This window comes from Xanthobacter sediminis, assembly GCF_043195015.1.
Lineage (GTDB): Bacteria > Pseudomonadota > Alphaproteobacteria > Rhizobiales > Xanthobacteraceae > Xanthobacter.
The window spans coordinates 59,754-75,447 of record NZ_JBAFWH010000010.1; the positions used below are offsets into that span (position 1 = coordinate 59,754).

A 15,694-nucleotide genomic window follows, 5' to 3' on the forward strand; every position below is an offset into this window, starting at 1 on the left:
CGGGGCGGCGGCCGCGCTCAGGCCAGCCCGAGCCCTTCGAGCCAGCCCACCAAAGCGGCGCGGCAGGGCTCCGGCCGCTCGATCTGCAGCAGATGGCCGGTACCGGGCACGGCCTCGTAGGCGAAGCCGCCCTCGGCCGCGAGCGCGGCGTTGGCCCGGCCGGTGGGGCCCGTGCCCTCCAGCTCCGGATCGGCGCCGATGATCTTCACCGGCAGCGGCGCCTGCGCCGCCTTCGGCCAGAGGTCGAGGTTGAGCGCCTGGAGATAGATGGCCGCCTCCAGCTCGCGCGGACAGCGCAAAGTCCATGTGGCGCCGTCGGGCCGCAGGATGGCGCGGGCCATTTCGGCGCGGCTGCGCGCCGTCCAGCGGGCCTGGGCCCGGCCGGTGGCGAACTGCGCCTCCAGGGCGTCCGGGCTCTCGAAGCGCTCGGGCCGCTCCAGGGCGAAGGAGACGAGCTTGATCTCGAACGCCCGCATGGCCGCGTAGAGCGGGTGCGCCGGGGGCGGCACGCTCGGCGGATCGTAGAGCGCGAGTGCCGCCCACAGGCGCGGCCCCTCCACCGCCTGCTTCAGGGCGGCGCGGGCGGACATGGAGTGGAACACCCCGATGGCCGGCTTCTCGCCGAAGGCCGCCGCCGCCGCCGCGGCGACGCTTTCGAGGTCCCGCGCGAGCTGGAGATAATGGTGCCCGTCGCCGCCGGCAGGCGGGTTGCGCCCGTGGTTGCGCATGTCGAACAGCACCAGGTCGAACCGCTCCGCCAGGGGCTCCCAGAAGTCGCGATAGCCATCGATGGCGAAGCCGTTGCCGTGGGACAGGAACAGGCGCGGGCCATCGGGGCGGCCGGCGCGGCGCAGGTGGAGGCTGGCGCCGTCGGACAGGGTGACGGGCGCGGTCTGCCCGGTGGCGTGCGGCATGGGCGCGCTCCTTGGAGGGGTCAGTGGCGGGCCAGATGGTCGTCGAGGGCGGCGAGGAAGGCCTCGGGCGCCTCGATGGGGGTGATGTGGCCGGCATCCGGCAGGGTCACATGGACCGCGCCGGGGATCTTCGCGGCCGCCTCGGCCAGCTTGTCGGGCGGGGCGCCCTTGTCCTCGGCGCCGCCGAGGATGAGGGTGGGCACCTGGATGAGGTGGAGGCGCGGGCCGTAGGCGAGGGTCTTCAGCGCCTCGCAGCAGCCGGCATGGCCCACCGGATCGGTGGTGGCGACGAGATTGCGGATCTTCTCCAGCACCGGCGGGTCGGCGGCCACCGTGCGCGGCGTGAACCAGCGCTCCACCGAGAGCTGGGCGAGGCTCGCCATGCCCAGGGTGCGCGCCTTGTCGATGCGCGACTGGAAATAGGCGGCGTAGTCCGGCGGTGCGTCGGGCCGCGCGTCGCAGGCGACGAGGGAGGCGAGCCGCTCCGGCGCACGGATGGCGAGGCCGTAGCCGATCATGCCGCCGATGGAGAGCCCCACCCAATGGGTCCTGCCGATGCCGAGGGCGTCGAGCAGGCCGAGGGCGTCGTCCTCCAGCTCCGGGAAGGTGTAGGGGCCGGGCTTGGCCTCGCTCAGGCCGTGGCCGCGCTGGTCGTAGCGCAGCACGCGGTAGCGGTCCCTGAGGGCGGCGGCCACGTCGTCCCACAGCCTGAGGCTGTTGCCGAGGGCGTGGGCGAAGGTGACCACGGGCGCGTCCTGCGGCCCCTCGATCTCGTAATTGAGGCGGATACCGTTGACTGTGACATGCATGGAAGTGCTCCCCGGCGCCGGATCAGCGGTCCTCGCCCACATATTCGAGCTCGTCGGCGATCTTGAGCTCGATGAGCACGTTCTCATCGGTGGACTCCGGGGCGAGACGCGAGCGGTGGGCGATGCCGCGGGGGATGAACAGCATGTCGCCCGGCTTCATGGTGACGTTGCCGAGCTCCGTCTCCCAGGCGAGCGCGCCCTTCACGCAGAAGATGATCTCGTGGGCATCGACGTTGCGGTGCCAGAACGACATGTCCTCCTTGCGCCGCTTGGAGACGTCCACCTTGGTGCGGGGGGAGGTGAACAGGCGCAGCGGCGTGCCGTCGGCGCGGGTGGCGTTGGTGGGCGCGAACTTCTCGTCGAACACGTTGATGAGGCGGAAGATGTCGCCATTCTCCAGCACCCCGGCATTCACCACCGGCGGGGCATGGTGGGCGATCACCACGTTCTTGCCGTTGATGGTCACCTTCTCGGTATAGGTGGCCGGCGCGGCGGCGGGCTCCGCCGTGGTCTTGGCGGCGGACTTGGCGGCGGTCTTCGTGGTGCTCTTCGTCGCGGTCCTGGACGTGCTTTTCGCTGTGGTCATGGCAGGGCGTCCCGTGCGGAGGGGGTGAGGCGGTAGACGAGCCGGTCGCCGGCGGGAAGCTCTTCCGCCTCCCCGCGCCGGCGCAGGTGGTTGAGGTGGGCGAGGGTCTCGCCCATGGCGAACGCGACCTGGTGCCCGTCGAGGTCGAAGGGGAACAGGTGGGCCATGGCCTCGGCGGCGGCGATGGGCCGCCCGTCGGCAGGGAACGCCGCCTTCAGGTGGGCGAGGCGCGCCTCGTGGTGGGCGTCGAGCGCGTCGAGGCGCCCGTGGAGCCCGCGGAACGGCAGCTTGTGGGAGGGCAGCACCAGCACGTCGTCCGCCACCGCGCGGCGGATATGGCCGAGGGAGGCGACATAGGCGGCGATCGGATCGGCCTCCGGCTCGCCCGGATAGACGCTGACGTTCGGGGTGATGCCCGGCAGCACCTGGTCGCCGGCGATGTAGAGGCCGAGGCGCGGCGCGTGGAGGGTGGCGAGCTCCGGCGAATGGCCGGCGCCGGTGACGACCCGCCAGTCGGCGCCGCCGAGGCGCAGGAGGTCGCCGTCGGCGATGCGCCGGTAGGCGGCCGGCAGATCGACGCTGGCGCCGTAGCGCAGGAAGCCCTCGCGGTAGGTGTCGATGAGCGCCTCGTCCAGCCCGTGGCGGCGGAAGAAGGGCTGGGAGGCGGCGATGTCGTCGCTGTAGCCGTCGTGCCAGGCGGCGTGGGCGGCCAGCCATTCGAGCTGTGTCATCTCCGGCGTCAGGCCCCAGCGGCGGGCGATGAAGCCGGCATTGCCCATGTGGTCCGGGTGGAAATGGGTGACGACAAGGCGCGCGATCCTGCCCCCGCCGAGGGCGGCGCGCCACGCCTCCTCCAGCATCTCGCGGTGGGCGGGCGAGCCGAAGCCGCAGTCCACCATGGTCCAGCCCTCGGCCCCGTGGATGAGCCAGAGGTTCACCTGCTTCAGCCCCCGGAACGGCAGCGGCATGTGGAGCCGCAGCACGCCGGGCGCCACCTCCTCCAGGCTCCAGGAGGCGGGAGGAACGGGGGCGGGAGGAACGGGGGCGGGAGGAGCGGAGGCGGGAACGGGAGAGGGCGCAAGATCGTTCACGGTGCGGTCTCCATGGGGGCCGCGCGCAGGGCGCGGGCGGCGTCGAGCACCGCCTCGACGATGGCGTGGTAGCCGGTGCAGCGGCACAGGTGGCCGCCCAGCACATCCTCCACCTGCGCCCGGCCGGGATCGGGATCGCGCGCCAGGAGGTCGGTGAAGGACATGAGGATGCCGGGCGTGCAGAAGCCGCACTGCAGGGCATGGTGCGCGTGGAACGCCTGCTGGAGGGCGCCGAGCGTGCGCCCGTCCGGCGAGAGGTGCTCCACGGTGCGCACGTCGCGGCCCTCCACCTGCACCGCGAGGGTGAGGCAGGCGCGCGCCGCCACCCCGTCGATGAGCACGGTGCAGCAGCCGCACACGCCATGCTCGCAGCCCACATGGGTGCCGGTGGCATCGAGCCGCTCACGCAGGAAATCGGTGAGCAGCAGGCGCGGCTCGGCCGGGGCGCCCACGGCGCGCCCGTTCAGGGTGAAGCGGATGACGGGCCGCTCGTCCTTCTTCACGCTGCGCATGAAAGCGCCTCCCGCACCACCGCCGGCCCAAGCCGGCGCACCAGATCACGTCGGTAATGGGCGCTGGCGTGCACGTCGTCGTGCCCGCCCGCCGCGCGCGCGAGGGCGTCCGCCGCGGCCTCCAGCGCCTCCGGGCTCCCGGTCTCGGCGGGGCCGAGGCGGCGCACCAGGGGCCGGTCGGCCACCCCGCCCACCGCGAGGCGCACCACGCCGTCGCGCCCGGCCACGGCGGCCAGCGCCACGATGGCGAAATCCCCGTGCCGCCGCGCCACCTCGCGGAAGGCGGCGCCGGTCCCCGGCGCATCGGGAAAGCGCACCGCCACGATCATCTCGTCGGCCGCGCGGGCGGTGGAGAGCAGGCCCTTCTGGAAGGCCGAGGCGGGCAGCACCCGCGTGCCGCGCACCGAGCGCAGCACCACCTCCCCCTCCAGCGCGGCGAGCGACAGCGGGATCTCCGAGGAGGGATCCGCATGGGCCACCGAGCCGCACAGTGTGCCGCGGTTGCGGGTCTGGAAATGGCCCACCCACGGCAGGGCGCGGGCCAGCAGCGGCACCGCATCCGCCAGCTCCGGCCAGCCCAGCGCCGCGTTCTGGGTGACGGCGGCGCCGAACTCCACGCACCCACCGCGCCGCGTGATGCGCCGCAGCTCCGGAATGCGGGCGATATCCACCAGCAGCGCCGGCTCGGCGAGGCGCAGGTTGAGCAGGGCCATCAGCGATTGCCCGCCCGCCAGGATGCGCGCCGCCTCGCCGTGCGCGGCGAGCAGCTCCAGCGCCTCCTCCACCGTATCGGGGCGGGCATAATCGAACGGACGCGGCTTCATGAGGCCCTCCGGCGGCGCGAGAGACGGCTCAGGAGCCGCGCCAGCCAGCCGGCGCGAGCGGCGCCGGCCGGGGCGAGCGCGCCGGCGAACCGCTCGAAGAACTGGCCGATGACGATGCGGGCCGCGCCATCCAGCATGCGCCCGCCCACCGAGGCCACCTTGCCGCCCACCTCCACCGAGAAGTCGTAGGCGATGCGGGTGCCCGCTGCCGTGGGGGTGAGCACCAGCCGCCCGCCGCCGGCGGCGGTGCCGAGCGGGCCGGAGAGGGCGCCGCCGATATGCCCCGAGCGGGGCGGGTCGAGATCGCTCAGCGCCACCTGCGCGGAGAAGCGCCCGCGCACCGGGCCCACCCCCAGCGCCACCTCGGCCGCATAGGCATGGGCGCCGGTGGCGGTGAGGGCGCTGCAGCCGGGAATGGCGCCGCGCAGGGTTTCGGGATCGAGCAGCGCCGCCCACACCGCCTCGGGCGGGGCCGCCACCTCCACCGCGCCCGAGCCGCGCAGATGCCGCCCGCCGAGGCCGGCGCCGGCGGGCGCGCCGACAGCCACATCCGCCTCGGCTGTCGCCCCCGACTCGGCCGGCGCCATGGCGGCGTGGAGCCGGCGCGGGGTGGCCGGCAGCGGCACGTCGGAAAGGCCGAGGGCGTCGGCGATGGCATTGGAGAGGCAGGCCGGCACGCTCATGCAATTGCCCTCGGCCAGCCCCTTGGCGCCGAGCGGCGTGAAGGGCGAGGGGCTTTCGATGTGCAGCAGCTCCAGCGCCGGCACCTCGCGCGCCGAGGGCACCACATAGTCCGCGAAGGTGCCGGTGAGGAATGCGCCATCCGCGTCGTAGACGAACTCCTCGTAGAGGGCGGTGGCCAGCCCCTGCACGAACGCGCCCCGGATCTGCCCCTCCGCGATCAGCGGATTGAGCAGGCGGCCGGCGTCGTGCATGGAGACATAGCGGTCCACCCGCGCCTCGAAGGTCACCGGGTCCACCTCCACGCCGCACATGTCGAACACGAAGCCGTAGGTGAGCGAGGTGTTGATGCGGTCGTCGGGGCTCGGAGCGGAAAGCTGCTCGGGGTTCCACACGCCGGTCTCGCGCAGGGCGGCGGGCACGCCGTCGGGCAGCAATGCGGGCGCCCAGTGGGCGGTGCCGGCCACGCGGGCGAAATCGAGGCCGTTGGCGGGATTGGCGCGGCAGAACACGCGGCCCTCGGCGAACTCCACCTCGGCAGCGTCCACGTTCAGCAGCACGGCGGCGGTGCGAGCGAGGCGCCGGCGCAGCTTCATGGCCGCGAGGTGCGCAGCCACCGCCGTGCCGGGCGAGAAGCGGCAGGAATAGGTGCCGGCGGCGATGGACCAGGCATCCTTCCGGGTGTCCAGCTCCAGGTCCACCTTGATGCGGTCCATGGAGATGCCGAGGGCATCCGCCACCACCTGGGAGAGCACGGTGGCGTGCCCCTGGCCCTGCACGGTCACGTCGGCCGTCACCAGCACCGCGCCCAGGGGATCGATGCTGACGGTGGCGAGGGAGACGGCGCCGTTCTTCGGCCCGTTCCGCTCGCGCACACTGGCGGGCAGGATGTTGGAGAGGTAGCCCATATTGGACATGCCCGGCTCCACCACCGCGGCGAAGCCGATGCCGTAGAAGCGCCCCTCCGCCCGCGCCTGCGCGCGCCGCCGCAGGAGATCCTCCAGGCGGCCCGCGCCGATGGTCTCCTCCACGGCGCGCGGATAGTCGCCGGAATCGTAGAGCGCGCCGGCCGCCGTGCGATAGGGGAAGGCGCCGGCCGGAACCAGATTGCGGCGGATCACCTCCAGCGGGTCGAGCCCCAGCTCGACCGCGACGCGGTGCATCAGCCGCTCCAGCGCGAGATAGAGCTGCGGCCCGCCGAAGCCGCGCACCAGCCCCACCGGCGCGCGGTGGGTGAGCACCACGCGGTTGCGGACGAAGAGGTTCTGGATGTCGTAGGCGCCGGTGGTGGCGCCGTGCATGCGGTAGAGCGGCCCCGGCATGGGCGCGCGCAGGAAGGCGCCGTAGTCCTCGATCTGGTCGAAGCGCAGGGCCAGCACGCGCCCGTCCGCCGCCACCGCCGCCTCGATCTCGGTGAGGCGGTTGGGGCCGGAATTGGCGGCGACGAGGTGCTCGTTGCGGTCCTCCACCCACTTCACCGGCCGCCCGGCAAGGCGCGCGGCGGCGGCCATCAGCACCATGTAGGGGAAGATGGCGAGCTTGATGCCGAAGCTGCCGCCGCTGTCGGGCGGGGTGCGGACCCGGAGGCGGTTTCCCGGCACCCTGAGCGCCCGCGCCATCACCGGATGGACGGTGTAGGGGCCCTGGAAGTTGGCCTGGATGTCGAAGCTGTCGTCGGCGGGCTCGTACTGCGCCACCACCACGAAGCACTCCATGGGCGTGAAGGAGCTGCGCGGATATTCCGAGCGGATGCGCACGCGCCGGTGGCACCGGGCGAAGGCGCCGTCCGGGTCGCCATAGGTGAAGTCGCGGGTGGAGATGACGTTGGCGCCGGCGGCGGCATGCACCAGCGGCGCCCCGTCCCGCAGCGCCTCGGCGATGGTGAGCACCGCCGGCTCCGGCGCGTAGCGCACCTCCACCAGCTCGGCGGCGTCCTCGGCGAGATAGCGGCTCTCGGCCAGCACCAGCGCCACCGGCTCGCCCACGAAGCGCACCTCCTCCAGGGCCAGCGGCCACTGGTCGATGGGCGCCTTCAGCACCACCATGAACGGCGAGGTGATGTCCCGCAGGTCCTCCCCCGTGAGCACCGCCGCCACGCCCTCGGCGGCGCGGGCGGCGGCGGTGTCGATGGAGAGGATGCGCGCATGGGCATGGGGCGAGCGCACCACATGGGCATGCAGCGTGCCGCGGGGCGACGGCAGGTCGTCGGCATATCTTCCCCGACCGGTCAGGAGCGCGGTATCTTCGATTCGCGGGACCGGCTGGCCGAGCACGCCCCCGCCCAGGGGCACCGTCATGGATGGCGCTCCCGGCGGGCGGGCGCGGCCAGGCGACCGTGCGGAGGAGAGTGGAGGGCAGGCGGCAAGGCGGAACTCCCGCGGCATCCTTCGGAAAAATGGGGCCGCGCTGTTAATTTGAATTATAGTACGAGTATACGAATAAAGGCACCCTGACAACCGCCTTCGGACCCCCGACCCCTGCCATGGACCCGGAAAGGACGGCCATGCTCATCCGCGACGCCGAGGTGGCGGACGTGGCGCGCGTGATCGACATCGACGCGCGCATCACCGGCATCTCGAAACCCGACCTCTGGTACGGCAAGTATTCCTCGGCCAAGTACCTGGCCCACGCCCGGCCGTTCCTGGTGGCGCACGATGCCGAGCGCATCCTCGGCTACGTGCTGGGCGAGGTGCGCGAATGGGAGTTCGGCGCCCCGCCCTCGGGCTGGCTCTACGCCATCGGCGTGGACCCGGACGCGCGGCAGGAAGGGCTCGGCGCCCTGCTGTTCGAGGCGCTGCGCGTCCGCTTCCGCCAGCTCGGCATCCGCAAGGTGCGCACCATCCTGCACGTGGAGGACGACCTGCTGATGTCCTTCTTCCGCAGCCAGGGCATGATGGCCGGCCCCTTCATCGAGCTGGAGATGCTCACCTCGACACCGCCGGCCGACCCGGCCGCATCCGCCTGATCCCCATGAAGCTGCATTATTCCACCTGGTACGCCATCTGGGCGGTGGTCGAGCTGGCGGCGCGGCCGGGCGAGCAGGTCTCGGCCAGCGAGCTGGCCGCGAAATACGGCATGTCCCAGCATCATCTCGCCAAGGTGCTGCGCACCCTGTCGCTGGCCGGCATCGTGGAATCGGTGCGCGGGCCCGGCGGCGGCTGCACCTTCACGGGCAACGCCAAGCGGCTCACCATGTACGACCTCATCCTCCTGCTCGAAGGGCACGAGGAGGCGCACCCGCCCGGCGGCGGCGCGCTGCCGCCGCTGGCGCGCGAGGTCAACAGGGTGCTCGACGAGATCGACCGCATCGCCTCCGCGACCCTGAAGTCCGTGACCATCCAGACGCTCATCAACAACGGCCGCCGCCACGCCGCGGCTGCGCCTACACCGCCGGCGGCGGGGGCAAGCGAGGCGGGCTTCGCCCCGCCGCCCTGGATCGTCGACATCTGAGGCGCCGGTTGTCCGGAGTGCCGCGCGCCGGGCCGGCTTCCGCCCGCATCGGCTGACGGCAATCGCCCCAAGGACCGAGAGGGCGCATTGCCCTCACCGGCGCCGGCCCGCTTCGCTTGAAAATGCGGCGCGGACCGCCGACGCGCATTCCAGCTCCCCCAGAGCCGGGAGCGACCCATGGCGACCCCACCCCGCCCTCCGCCCGCGCGCTCTACACTGAAGCGCAGGCTGCGAAGCGCCCCGCTCCACACGCCCGGCCCCCTTCAGGCACTGCGAGGCGCGAATTTGCATCTGCGAATACCAAAATTCGCTTGACAGATTTATGATAAAATCCATCTATTAAATTATAGTCGTGTGGGCGATGTCGCCCGCCGCGCGCCCTGCCGCGCCGGCGGCATCCTCCCAGGCGATTGAATTGGCAGATCAATCAAGGCAGCCCTGGAATGTCCTCTGAAAAAAGCCGTGTTCTCGGGGGGCTGGCGCTGGGCCTCACCCTCGCCTGCCTCGCCTCCGCGCCCGCCGCGGCGGCGCCCGAGCCCTTCCGCTTCGGCTACCTCACCGATGCGTCGGGCCCCATGCAGGGCACGTTCAAGGCGACCCTCGACGGGTTCCAGCTGTTCGTGGACCAGCTCAACAAGGCCGGCGGCGTCAACGGGCGCCCGTTCCAGATCGAGGTGCGCGACATCCAGAGCGACACCCAGCGCTCCGTGAACGCGGTGCAGGAGCTGGCGGCGGCGAACGTGCTCGCCATCCTCGGCCTCGCCGTCTCCAACACCCACGCGGCGGTCTACGCCTCGGCCGAGAAGCTGGGCCTGCCGGTGGTGGCGGCCTATCCCGCCAACATTCCCCTGGCGCTGCCGCCCGCCACGTCCAACGCCTTCGCCACCGGCCTCATCTTCTCGGTGACCGGCGAGGCCGCCGGCAAGTTCGCCCGCGAGATCGCGCCCAAGGGCAAGACGCTGGTGTGCCTCGGCTTCGAGTCGCCCGGCAGCATCCTGGCCTGCGAGGCCGCCACCAAGTCGGCCGAGGCCAACGGCTTCACCAAGGTGGAGAGCATCATCGTGCCGCTCACCCAACGCGACTTCCGCGGCGTGGTGGACAAGGTGATGGCCATCAACCCCGACGTGGTCACCGACTGCTTCGGCCGCGGCCACGTGGTGTCGCTGCTCCCGGCCCTGGGGGCTGCGGGCTATGACGGCGTCTATCTGAACATGGAATCCGGCATCGGCGTCGATGCCCTGCGCGATGCGGTGCGCGACGCGCCCGACCTCAAGCTCTACACCTACAGCCGCTACATCGTGGACGGCCAGGGGCCCGGCCCCCAGGCGGAAGCCCTGCGCGCCGCCGCCAAGTCCGCCGGCTTCAAGGAGCTGCTGACCTACCACGCCGCCGGCTGGACCCTGGGCCTGGTGGTGGCCGACGCCGCCGCCAAGTGCGGCGAGCCCTGCGACCGCGCCACCTTCACCAAGGCGCTGGAGCAGGTCTCGGTGGACACCGGCGGGCTTTCCGGCGCGCCCGTCAAGTTCTCCGCCACCGACCATTACGGCAGCTCGGCCTACCGGCTCTACCGCTTCGACCATGAGAAGAAGACCTTCTCGCCGGTCGGCGCGTGGCTGCCGGCGACCAGCGCGCCCGCCGTCGCCAAGAAGTGAGGCCGGGGCCGATGCTGTCGATCTCCTTCGCGCTGTCGACGCTCGGCATCGGCGTCGTCTACGCGATCCTCGCCCTGGCGGTCGTGTTCGTCTACCGGGCGAGCCGGGTACTGGTGTTCTGCGTCGGCGAGATCGGCGCGGTGGCGGCCTACGTGCTGCGCGACGGCTGGGTCCTGGCGGGCCCCGGCCTGCCGGGCTTCGCGGCCGGGCTCGCCGCCGCGCTGCTGGCCGCCGCCGCCATCGGCGCGGTGCTCTATTTGCTGGTGGAGCGCCTCAATCCCGGCAACGACCACTTCATCGGCACCATCATCACGGTGGCGGTGGGCGTGGTGCTGCTGGGGCTGCTGGCCGCCGGCTGGGGCGGCGAGATCTCCCGCCTGCCCATCCGCCTCGGCTTCACCACGGTGTTCGGAACGCGGGTGCCGGTGCTCACCCCCACCGTCATCGCCATCGGCGCCGTGCTGCTGGCGGCGGTGCTGGTGCTGCTGCGCCACAGCGATTTCGGCATCGAGAGCCAGGCGCTCTCCTCCAACCGCAACCTGGCCCGCCTGCGCGGCATTCCCGTGAACCGCCGGCTGCTCAGCATCTGGGTGCTGGCGGCGGTGTTCAGCGCCATCGGCGGCATGCTCTCGGCGGCCTTCTCCTCGGTCTCCATCGAAGGCGCCTCGGTGGGGCTCTCGGGCATCGTGGCGGCCATCATCGGCGGCCTCACCAATCCCGCCGGCGCGGTCATCGGCGCGCTGCTGCTGGCGCTGGCGGAAAACCTCACCACCGCGTGGTTCGACGCCCGCTACAGCCAGGTGGTGCCCATCCTGTCGCTGCTGGCGCTGCTCATCGTGCGCCCGCGCGGCATCGGCAACCGCGCCGAAAGCATCGAGAGGGTGTGAGCGATGCCCGCCGAACCCGCCACCGTTCCCCTCGCCCCCGCAACGCCGGTCCCCGCGGCGCCGGCTTCCGCCCAGGGCTGGAGCGCGCGCGCCGCCCTGTGGCCCACGGCCGCCGCCGCCGGCATCGCGCTGCCGGTGCTGCTGGGGGATTACGCCCTGCATCTGGCCGTCTCCGGGGGCATCCTCGCCATCGGCGGCATGAGCCTCACCGTGCTCACCGGCACTGCCGGCCTGCTCTCCCTCGGCCAGGCCGCCTTCATGGCGGTGGGCGCCTTCACCGCCGCCCTGCTCGCCACCCAGCTCGGCCTCGGCCTGCTACCGGCGGTGGCGGTGGCGGCGGCGCTCGGGCTGCTGCTGGGCGCGCTGCTGGCGCTGCTCACGCTGCGGGTGTCCGGCCTCTACCTCGCCGTCGCCACCTTCGGCTTCCATTACGTGGTGGAGATCGTCGCCAGCGACATCGAGATCAAGGTGACCCATGCCACCGGCTTCCTGCTGGAGCCGCCGGTGGTGCTCGGCTTCCCCATAGACACGCAACTGCGCTGGTGGGGGCTGGTGCTGGTGGCGCTGGCGCTGGTGTGGGCGGGGCTCTCCTTCCTGCGCCGGGGCCATGTGGGCCGCGCCTGGACCTTCCTGCGGGAAGACCCGGCGGCGGCCACCGTGTTCGGCATCTCCCAGGTGCGCGCGCGGGCGGCGGTGTTCACCCTCACCTCCGCCATCACGGCGGCGGGCGGGGTGCTCTCCGCCTATCACCTCGGCAATGTGCAGGCCGGCAGCTATTCCCTGCATCTGGCGGTGGCCTTCCTCACCATCGTCGCCTTGGGCGGGCCGGGCAGCCTGCGCGGCGCCATCGTCGCCTCCTACGTGGTGCTGCTGCTGCCGGTGGCCATCGACGGGACGCTGCGGGCGCTCGGCATTCCCGCCGCCGCCCACGTGGCGGGCCTCGAGAACATCGCGCTGGGCACCATCCTGGCGGCGAGCCTGCTGAAAGCGCCGTCGCGGGTGCTGGCGTGGCTGCGGAAGGAGGGCGGGCGATGACCTCCGGTCTTCTCCTCGACCGCCTGGAGGTGGCCTATGGCCTGCGCCCGGCGGTCCGCGGCCTCGACCTCAAGGTGGCAGCGGGCGAGAGCGTGGCCCTGGTGGGCGCCAACGGCGCCGGCAAGACCACCACGCTGCTCGCCCTCGCCGGGGCGCTGCGCGCGGGGGTCCGCATCTCCGGCACGCAGCATTTCGAGGGCCGCCCCTTTCCCTGGGGCGAGGTGCGCGCCCGCCTCGCCGCCGGCATCTCGCTGGTGCCGGAACGCGAGAAGGTGTTCCCCCTCCTCACCGTGCGCGAGAACCTGCGCATCGGCGCCGCCCGCGCCCGCGGCGACCGGGTGCGGCTCGACGACGTGCTCTCCTGGTTCCCGCGCCTCGGCGAGCGGCGGGAGACACTGGCGGGCAACCTCTCCGGCGGCGAGCAGCAGATGCTGGCGCTGGGGGTGAGCCTGCTCGGCACCCCGCGCCTGATCCTGCTGGACGAGCCGACCCTCGGCCTCGCGGTTCCCGTCATCGAGGATTTCTGCGCCAGCCTCCGGCGGCTGCGGGCCGAGCTGGGCCTCTCCGCGCTGGTGGCGGAATCCGACAGCAACTGGCTGCCGCACCTGGCCGACCGCGCGGTGGTGATCGACCGCGGCCGGCGCGTCGCCGACTTCGCGCGGCTGGACGAGGGCGACCTCGACACCATCCACGACGTGATGCTCGGCCTCTCCCACGCCAGCGAGGCCGCCCATGGCTGAAGCACCGCGCCTGTCCCTCCGCTCCGTCAGCCTGGAATTCGGCGGGGTCAGCGTCCTCGACCACATCACGCTCGATCTCGCGCCGGGCGAGGTGCTCGCCCTCATCGGCCCCAACGGGGCGGGCAAGTCGGCCCTGCTGAACTGCGTCAGCGGCATCTACCGGCCCTCCGCCGGCAGCAGCATTGCCGTGGACGGCGCGCGCATCGATCGCCTGCCCCCGCACGGCATCATCCGCGCCGGCGTCAGCCGCACCTTCCAGGGCATGCACCTCGTCGGCGGGCTCACGGTGCTGGAGAACGTGCTGCTGGGCCTGGTGCCGCGCTTCCGGCTCGGGGCCTTCTCCTCCCTGCTCCTGCCGCTGCGGGCACTGCGGGAGGAGCGGGAGAACACCGCCCGCGCCGCGGCGCTGCTGGAGCTCACCGGCCTCTCGAACGCCGCGCACGAGCGTTGCGCCGACCTGCCGCTCGGCATCCTGCGCCGGGTGGACCTCGCCCGCGCGCTGGCCAGCGAACCGGCGCTGCTGCTGCTCGACGAGCCCGCCTCGGGCCTCGCCCACGACGAGCGGCCGCTGATCGCGGAGATGATCGGCCTCGCCCGCTCCCGCAACGACCTCTCGGTGCTGTGGATCGAGCACGACCTCGACCTCGTGCTGTCGGTGGCCGAGCGGGCGGCCGTGCTGCACCACGGCGAGCTGATCCACCAGGGCGACCCGCGCCGGGAGGCCGAGCGCCGCCGCATCATCGCCGCCTACAAGAACGGCCGGCAGGCCCAGGACCGCGCGGCCTGAGCGGGACCCCGCCGCCGCATGATCGAGCTGAAGCACAGATGACCCTTCGAGATTCCTCCGCCTACCCCCACTCCCCCGACTGGCTCGCCTGGCAGGACCCGCCGGTGGAGGAACGCTTCGAGCCCACCGCGCTGCTGCTGGACCGCCACGTGGCCGCCGGCGACGGCGGGCGCATCGCGCTCTCGGTGGACGGGCGCCACCTGACCTACGCTGAGCTGCTGGACGAGGTGGAGCGCGCCGCCGCCGCCCTGGCCGCGGTGGAGCTGCGGCGCGGCGAGCGCTTCCTGATCTTCGGCAGCGACAGCCTGGAGTTCATCGCCTTCTGGCTGGGCGCGGTACGCCTCGGCGCGGTGCCGGTGGTGGTCTCCGATGCCTACCGGGCGGAAAACCTCCTCTATTTCCTGGAGGATACCGATGCCGCCGTGCTGCTGATCGACGCCGAGCAGGTCGCCAAGCTCGACGCCATCGCCGCCCGCCTGCCCGAAACCCTGCGCCGGGTGCTGGTGCGCCCCGCCGACGGCGGAACCCCCGAGGGGAACGCGGCCGGCGGGCCCCCGCGCCTGCGGCTCGACGCACGGCTGGCCGAGGCGCATCCGCCGGTGGCGCCGGCCCGGCCGCACCGCCACGACATCGCCTACATGTTCTATTCCGGCGGCACCACCGGCACCGCGAAGGGCATTCCCCATCTCGTCCACGACTTCCGCCTCATCCCCGAGCGGCAGGGCGCGTTCTGGTCCTACACGCCCGATGACGTGGTGCACGCGACATCGAAGAAGTTCTTCACCCACGGCCTGTGGCCGGGCGTGCTGATCCCGCTCTACTGGGGCGCGCGGGCGGTCATCTCGCGGGCCCCGGCGGCGCCGGGCAACGTGATCGCCCTGGTGGAGCGCGAGCGGCCCACCAAGCTCATCACCGTGCCCACCATCGTGAAGAACCTCATCGCCCACGTGGAGGAGACCGGGCACGCCCCCGACTTCTCCTCGGTGCACCTCGCCATCACCGCCTCCGAGAAGGTGCCACCGGAGATCTTCGAGCGCTTCGGCCAAGTGTTCGGCGTGGAGCTGATGGATTCCATCGGCTCCTCGGAAGTGACCTACGAATGGATCGCCAACCGGCCGCAGGAATTCCGGCGCGGCAGCCTGGGCAAGCCGGTGTTCGGCTTCGAGCTGCGCCTGGTTGACCGCGACGGCGCGCCCGTGACCGGGCCCGGCGAGGTGGGCGAGGCGGAGGTGCGCAGCACCACCGGCGCCCTCTTCTACTGGCGCAAGCTGGAGAAGTCGCTGGAGACCTTCCGCGGCGGCTGGGCCCGCACCGGGGACGAGCTCTATTACGACGCGGACGGCTTCTTCTGGTTCGCCGGCCGCTCGAACGACGTGTTCAAGGTGAAGGGCCTGTGGGTTTCCCCGGTGGAGATCGAGGCGGAGCTGACCGCCCACGAGGCGGTCTACGAGGCCGCCGTGGTGCCGGCGCCGGATGCCGACGGCCTCACCCAGGTGAGCGCCCATGTGGTGCTGCGGCCGGGGCGCGCGGGCGGCCCGGCGCTGGAGGCGGAGCTGCGGGAGCGGGTGCACCGCGCCCTCGGCGGCTACAAGGTGCCCCGCTTCATCACCTTCGCGGAGCGCCTGCCCCGCACCACCCTGCTGAAGATCGACCGCCGCACCCTGCGCGAGGCCGGCGCCGCGGCGGGGCCCGCCCAAGGCTGAGGCCGGGCGCGCCGCCACCCCGG

Annotated in this window: 15 protein-coding genes; 8 read left to right on the forward strand and 7 right to left on the reverse strand. The window is 72.7% G+C overall.

Translation table 11 applies throughout. From position 1 onward, the window contains the following. Window positions 1–17: 17 nt before the first annotated feature. The 7 genes from V5F61_RS14340 to V5F61_RS14370 are packed head-to-tail and all read right to left on the reverse strand — an operon-like array spanning window position 18 to window position 7,714. Window positions 18–914 (reverse strand): alpha/beta fold hydrolase, encoded by an 897-nt coding sequence (locus V5F61_RS14340; protein ID WP_393988743.1) that lies wholly within the window; start codon window positions 912–914, stop codon window positions 18–20. 20 nt (window positions 915–934) lie between these two features. After that, a complete protein-coding gene (locus V5F61_RS14345) occupies window positions 935–1,723 on the reverse strand; it encodes an alpha/beta fold hydrolase (protein ID WP_393988742.1) in 789 nt (262 codons plus the stop codon). 22 nt (window positions 1,724–1,745) lie between these two features. Continuing rightward, entirely contained in the window at window positions 1,746–2,309 is a 564-nt protein-coding gene (locus V5F61_RS14350) for a cupin domain-containing protein (RefSeq protein ID WP_393988741.1), read from the reverse strand. Further along, window positions 2,306–3,400: an MBL fold metallo-hydrolase gene (locus tag V5F61_RS14355; RefSeq protein WP_393988740.1), complete on the reverse strand. Its 1,095-nt coding sequence runs from the start codon at window positions 3,398–3,400 to the stop codon at window positions 2,306–2,308. The genes V5F61_RS14350 and V5F61_RS14355 overlap by 4 nt, the downstream gene beginning before the upstream one ends. Then, window positions 3,397–3,912: a (2Fe-2S)-binding protein gene (locus tag V5F61_RS14360; RefSeq protein ID WP_393988739.1), complete on the reverse strand. Its 516-nt coding sequence runs from the start codon at window positions 3,910–3,912 to the stop codon at window positions 3,397–3,399. Before V5F61_RS14360 ends, V5F61_RS14355 begins: the two co-directional genes overlap by 4 nt. Further along, window positions 3,900–4,736, reverse strand: coding sequence for an FAD binding domain-containing protein (locus V5F61_RS14365; protein ID WP_393988738.1), 837 nt, complete (start codon window positions 4,734–4,736; stop codon window positions 3,900–3,902). The genes V5F61_RS14360 and V5F61_RS14365 overlap by 13 nt, the downstream gene beginning before the upstream one ends. Continuing rightward, entirely contained in the window at window positions 4,733–7,714 is a 2,982-nt protein-coding gene (locus V5F61_RS14370; protein WP_393988737.1) for a xanthine dehydrogenase family protein molybdopterin-binding subunit, read from the reverse strand. The genes V5F61_RS14365 and V5F61_RS14370 overlap by 4 nt, the downstream gene beginning before the upstream one ends. Before the next feature lie 206 nt (window positions 7,715–7,920). Between V5F61_RS14370 and V5F61_RS14375 the strand changes: the two genes are divergently transcribed. The 8 genes from V5F61_RS14375 (at window position 7,921) to V5F61_RS14410 (ending at window position 15,671) form a co-directional block, all read left to right on the forward strand. Beyond that, window positions 7,921–8,382: a GNAT family N-acetyltransferase gene (locus tag V5F61_RS14375; protein WP_393988736.1), complete on the forward strand. Its 462-nt coding sequence runs from the start codon at window positions 7,921–7,923 to the stop codon at window positions 8,380–8,382. A gap of 5 nt (window positions 8,383–8,387) precedes the next feature. Further along, the gene (locus tag V5F61_RS14380; RefSeq protein WP_393988735.1) at window positions 8,388–8,867 is read left to right on the forward strand and encodes an RrF2 family transcriptional regulator; all 480 of its coding nucleotides are present in this window, start codon (window positions 8,388–8,390) and stop codon (window positions 8,865–8,867) included. Between the two features lie 443 nt (window positions 8,868–9,310). Continuing rightward, complete coding sequence (locus tag V5F61_RS14385; protein WP_393988734.1) at window positions 9,311–10,519, forward strand: ABC transporter substrate-binding protein; 1,209 nt, start codon at window positions 9,311–9,313, stop codon at window positions 10,517–10,519. Window positions 10,520–10,530: 11 nt separating this feature from the next. Continuing rightward, the gene (locus V5F61_RS14390) at window positions 10,531–11,406 is read left to right on the forward strand and encodes a branched-chain amino acid ABC transporter permease (RefSeq protein WP_393988733.1); all 876 of its coding nucleotides are present in this window, start codon (window positions 10,531–10,533) and stop codon (window positions 11,404–11,406) included. Between the two features lie 3 nt (window positions 11,407–11,409). After that, complete coding sequence (locus V5F61_RS14395; RefSeq protein ID WP_393988732.1) at window positions 11,410–12,441, forward strand: branched-chain amino acid ABC transporter permease; 1,032 nt, start codon at window positions 11,410–11,412, stop codon at window positions 12,439–12,441. Further along, window positions 12,438–13,181, forward strand: a complete 744-nt coding sequence (locus V5F61_RS14400; RefSeq protein ID WP_393988731.1) for an ATP-binding cassette domain-containing protein — start codon at window positions 12,438–12,440, stop codon at window positions 13,179–13,181. The genes V5F61_RS14395 and V5F61_RS14400 overlap by 4 nt, the downstream gene beginning before the upstream one ends. Further along, window positions 13,174–13,968: an ABC transporter ATP-binding protein gene (locus tag V5F61_RS14405; protein ID WP_393988730.1), complete on the forward strand. Its 795-nt coding sequence runs from the start codon at window positions 13,174–13,176 to the stop codon at window positions 13,966–13,968. The genes V5F61_RS14400 and V5F61_RS14405 overlap by 8 nt, the downstream gene beginning before the upstream one ends. Before the next feature lie 38 nt (window positions 13,969–14,006). Further along, window positions 14,007–15,671, forward strand: coding sequence for an AMP-binding protein (locus V5F61_RS14410; protein ID WP_393988729.1), 1,665 nt, complete (start codon window positions 14,007–14,009; stop codon window positions 15,669–15,671). The last annotated feature ends 23 nt before the right edge of the window (window positions 15,672–15,694 follow it).

What these genes read in the sequence shown, in the direction of transcription:
- V5F61_RS14365 (WP_393988738.1), bottom strand. Translation starts at nt 4,736, where the DNA reads ATGAAGCCGCGTCCGTTCGATTATGCCCGCCCCGATACGGTGGAGGAG.
- V5F61_RS14370 (WP_393988737.1), bottom strand. Translation starts at nt 7,714, where the DNA reads ATGACGGTGCCCCTGGGCGGGGGCGTGCTCGGCCAGCCGGTCCCGCGA.
- V5F61_RS14400 (WP_393988731.1), top strand. Translation starts at nt 12,438, where the DNA reads ATGACCTCCGGTCTTCTCCTCGACCGCCTGGAGGTGGCCTATGGCCTG.
- V5F61_RS14410 (WP_393988729.1), top strand. Translation starts at nt 14,007, where the DNA reads ATGACCCTTCGAGATTCCTCCGCCTACCCCCACTCCCCCGACTGGCTC.
- V5F61_RS14390 (WP_393988733.1), top strand. Translation starts at nt 10,531, where the DNA reads ATGCTGTCGATCTCCTTCGCGCTGTCGACGCTCGGCATCGGCGTCGTC.
- V5F61_RS14340 (WP_393988743.1), bottom strand. Translation starts at nt 914, where the DNA reads ATGCCGCACGCCACCGGGCAGACCGCGCCCGTCACCCTGTCCGACGGC.
- V5F61_RS14395 (WP_393988732.1), top strand. Translation starts at nt 11,410, where the DNA reads ATGCCCGCCGAACCCGCCACCGTTCCCCTCGCCCCCGCAACGCCGGTC.
- V5F61_RS14405 (WP_393988730.1), top strand. Translation starts at nt 13,174, where the DNA reads ATGGCTGAAGCACCGCGCCTGTCCCTCCGCTCCGTCAGCCTGGAATTC.
- V5F61_RS14375 (WP_393988736.1), top strand. Translation starts at nt 7,921, where the DNA reads ATGCTCATCCGCGACGCCGAGGTGGCGGACGTGGCGCGCGTGATCGAC.
- V5F61_RS14350 (WP_393988741.1), bottom strand. Translation starts at nt 2,309, where the DNA reads ATGACCACAGCGAAAAGCACGTCCAGGACCGCGACGAAGAGCACCACG.
- V5F61_RS14360 (WP_393988739.1), bottom strand. Translation starts at nt 3,912, where the DNA reads ATGCGCAGCGTGAAGAAGGACGAGCGGCCCGTCATCCGCTTCACCCTG.
- V5F61_RS14385 (WP_393988734.1), top strand. Translation starts at nt 9,311, where the DNA reads ATGTCCTCTGAAAAAAGCCGTGTTCTCGGGGGGCTGGCGCTGGGCCTC.
- V5F61_RS14345 (WP_393988742.1), bottom strand. Translation starts at nt 1,723, where the DNA reads ATGCATGTCACAGTCAACGGTATCCGCCTCAATTACGAGATCGAGGGG.
- V5F61_RS14380 (WP_393988735.1), top strand. Translation starts at nt 8,388, where the DNA reads ATGAAGCTGCATTATTCCACCTGGTACGCCATCTGGGCGGTGGTCGAG.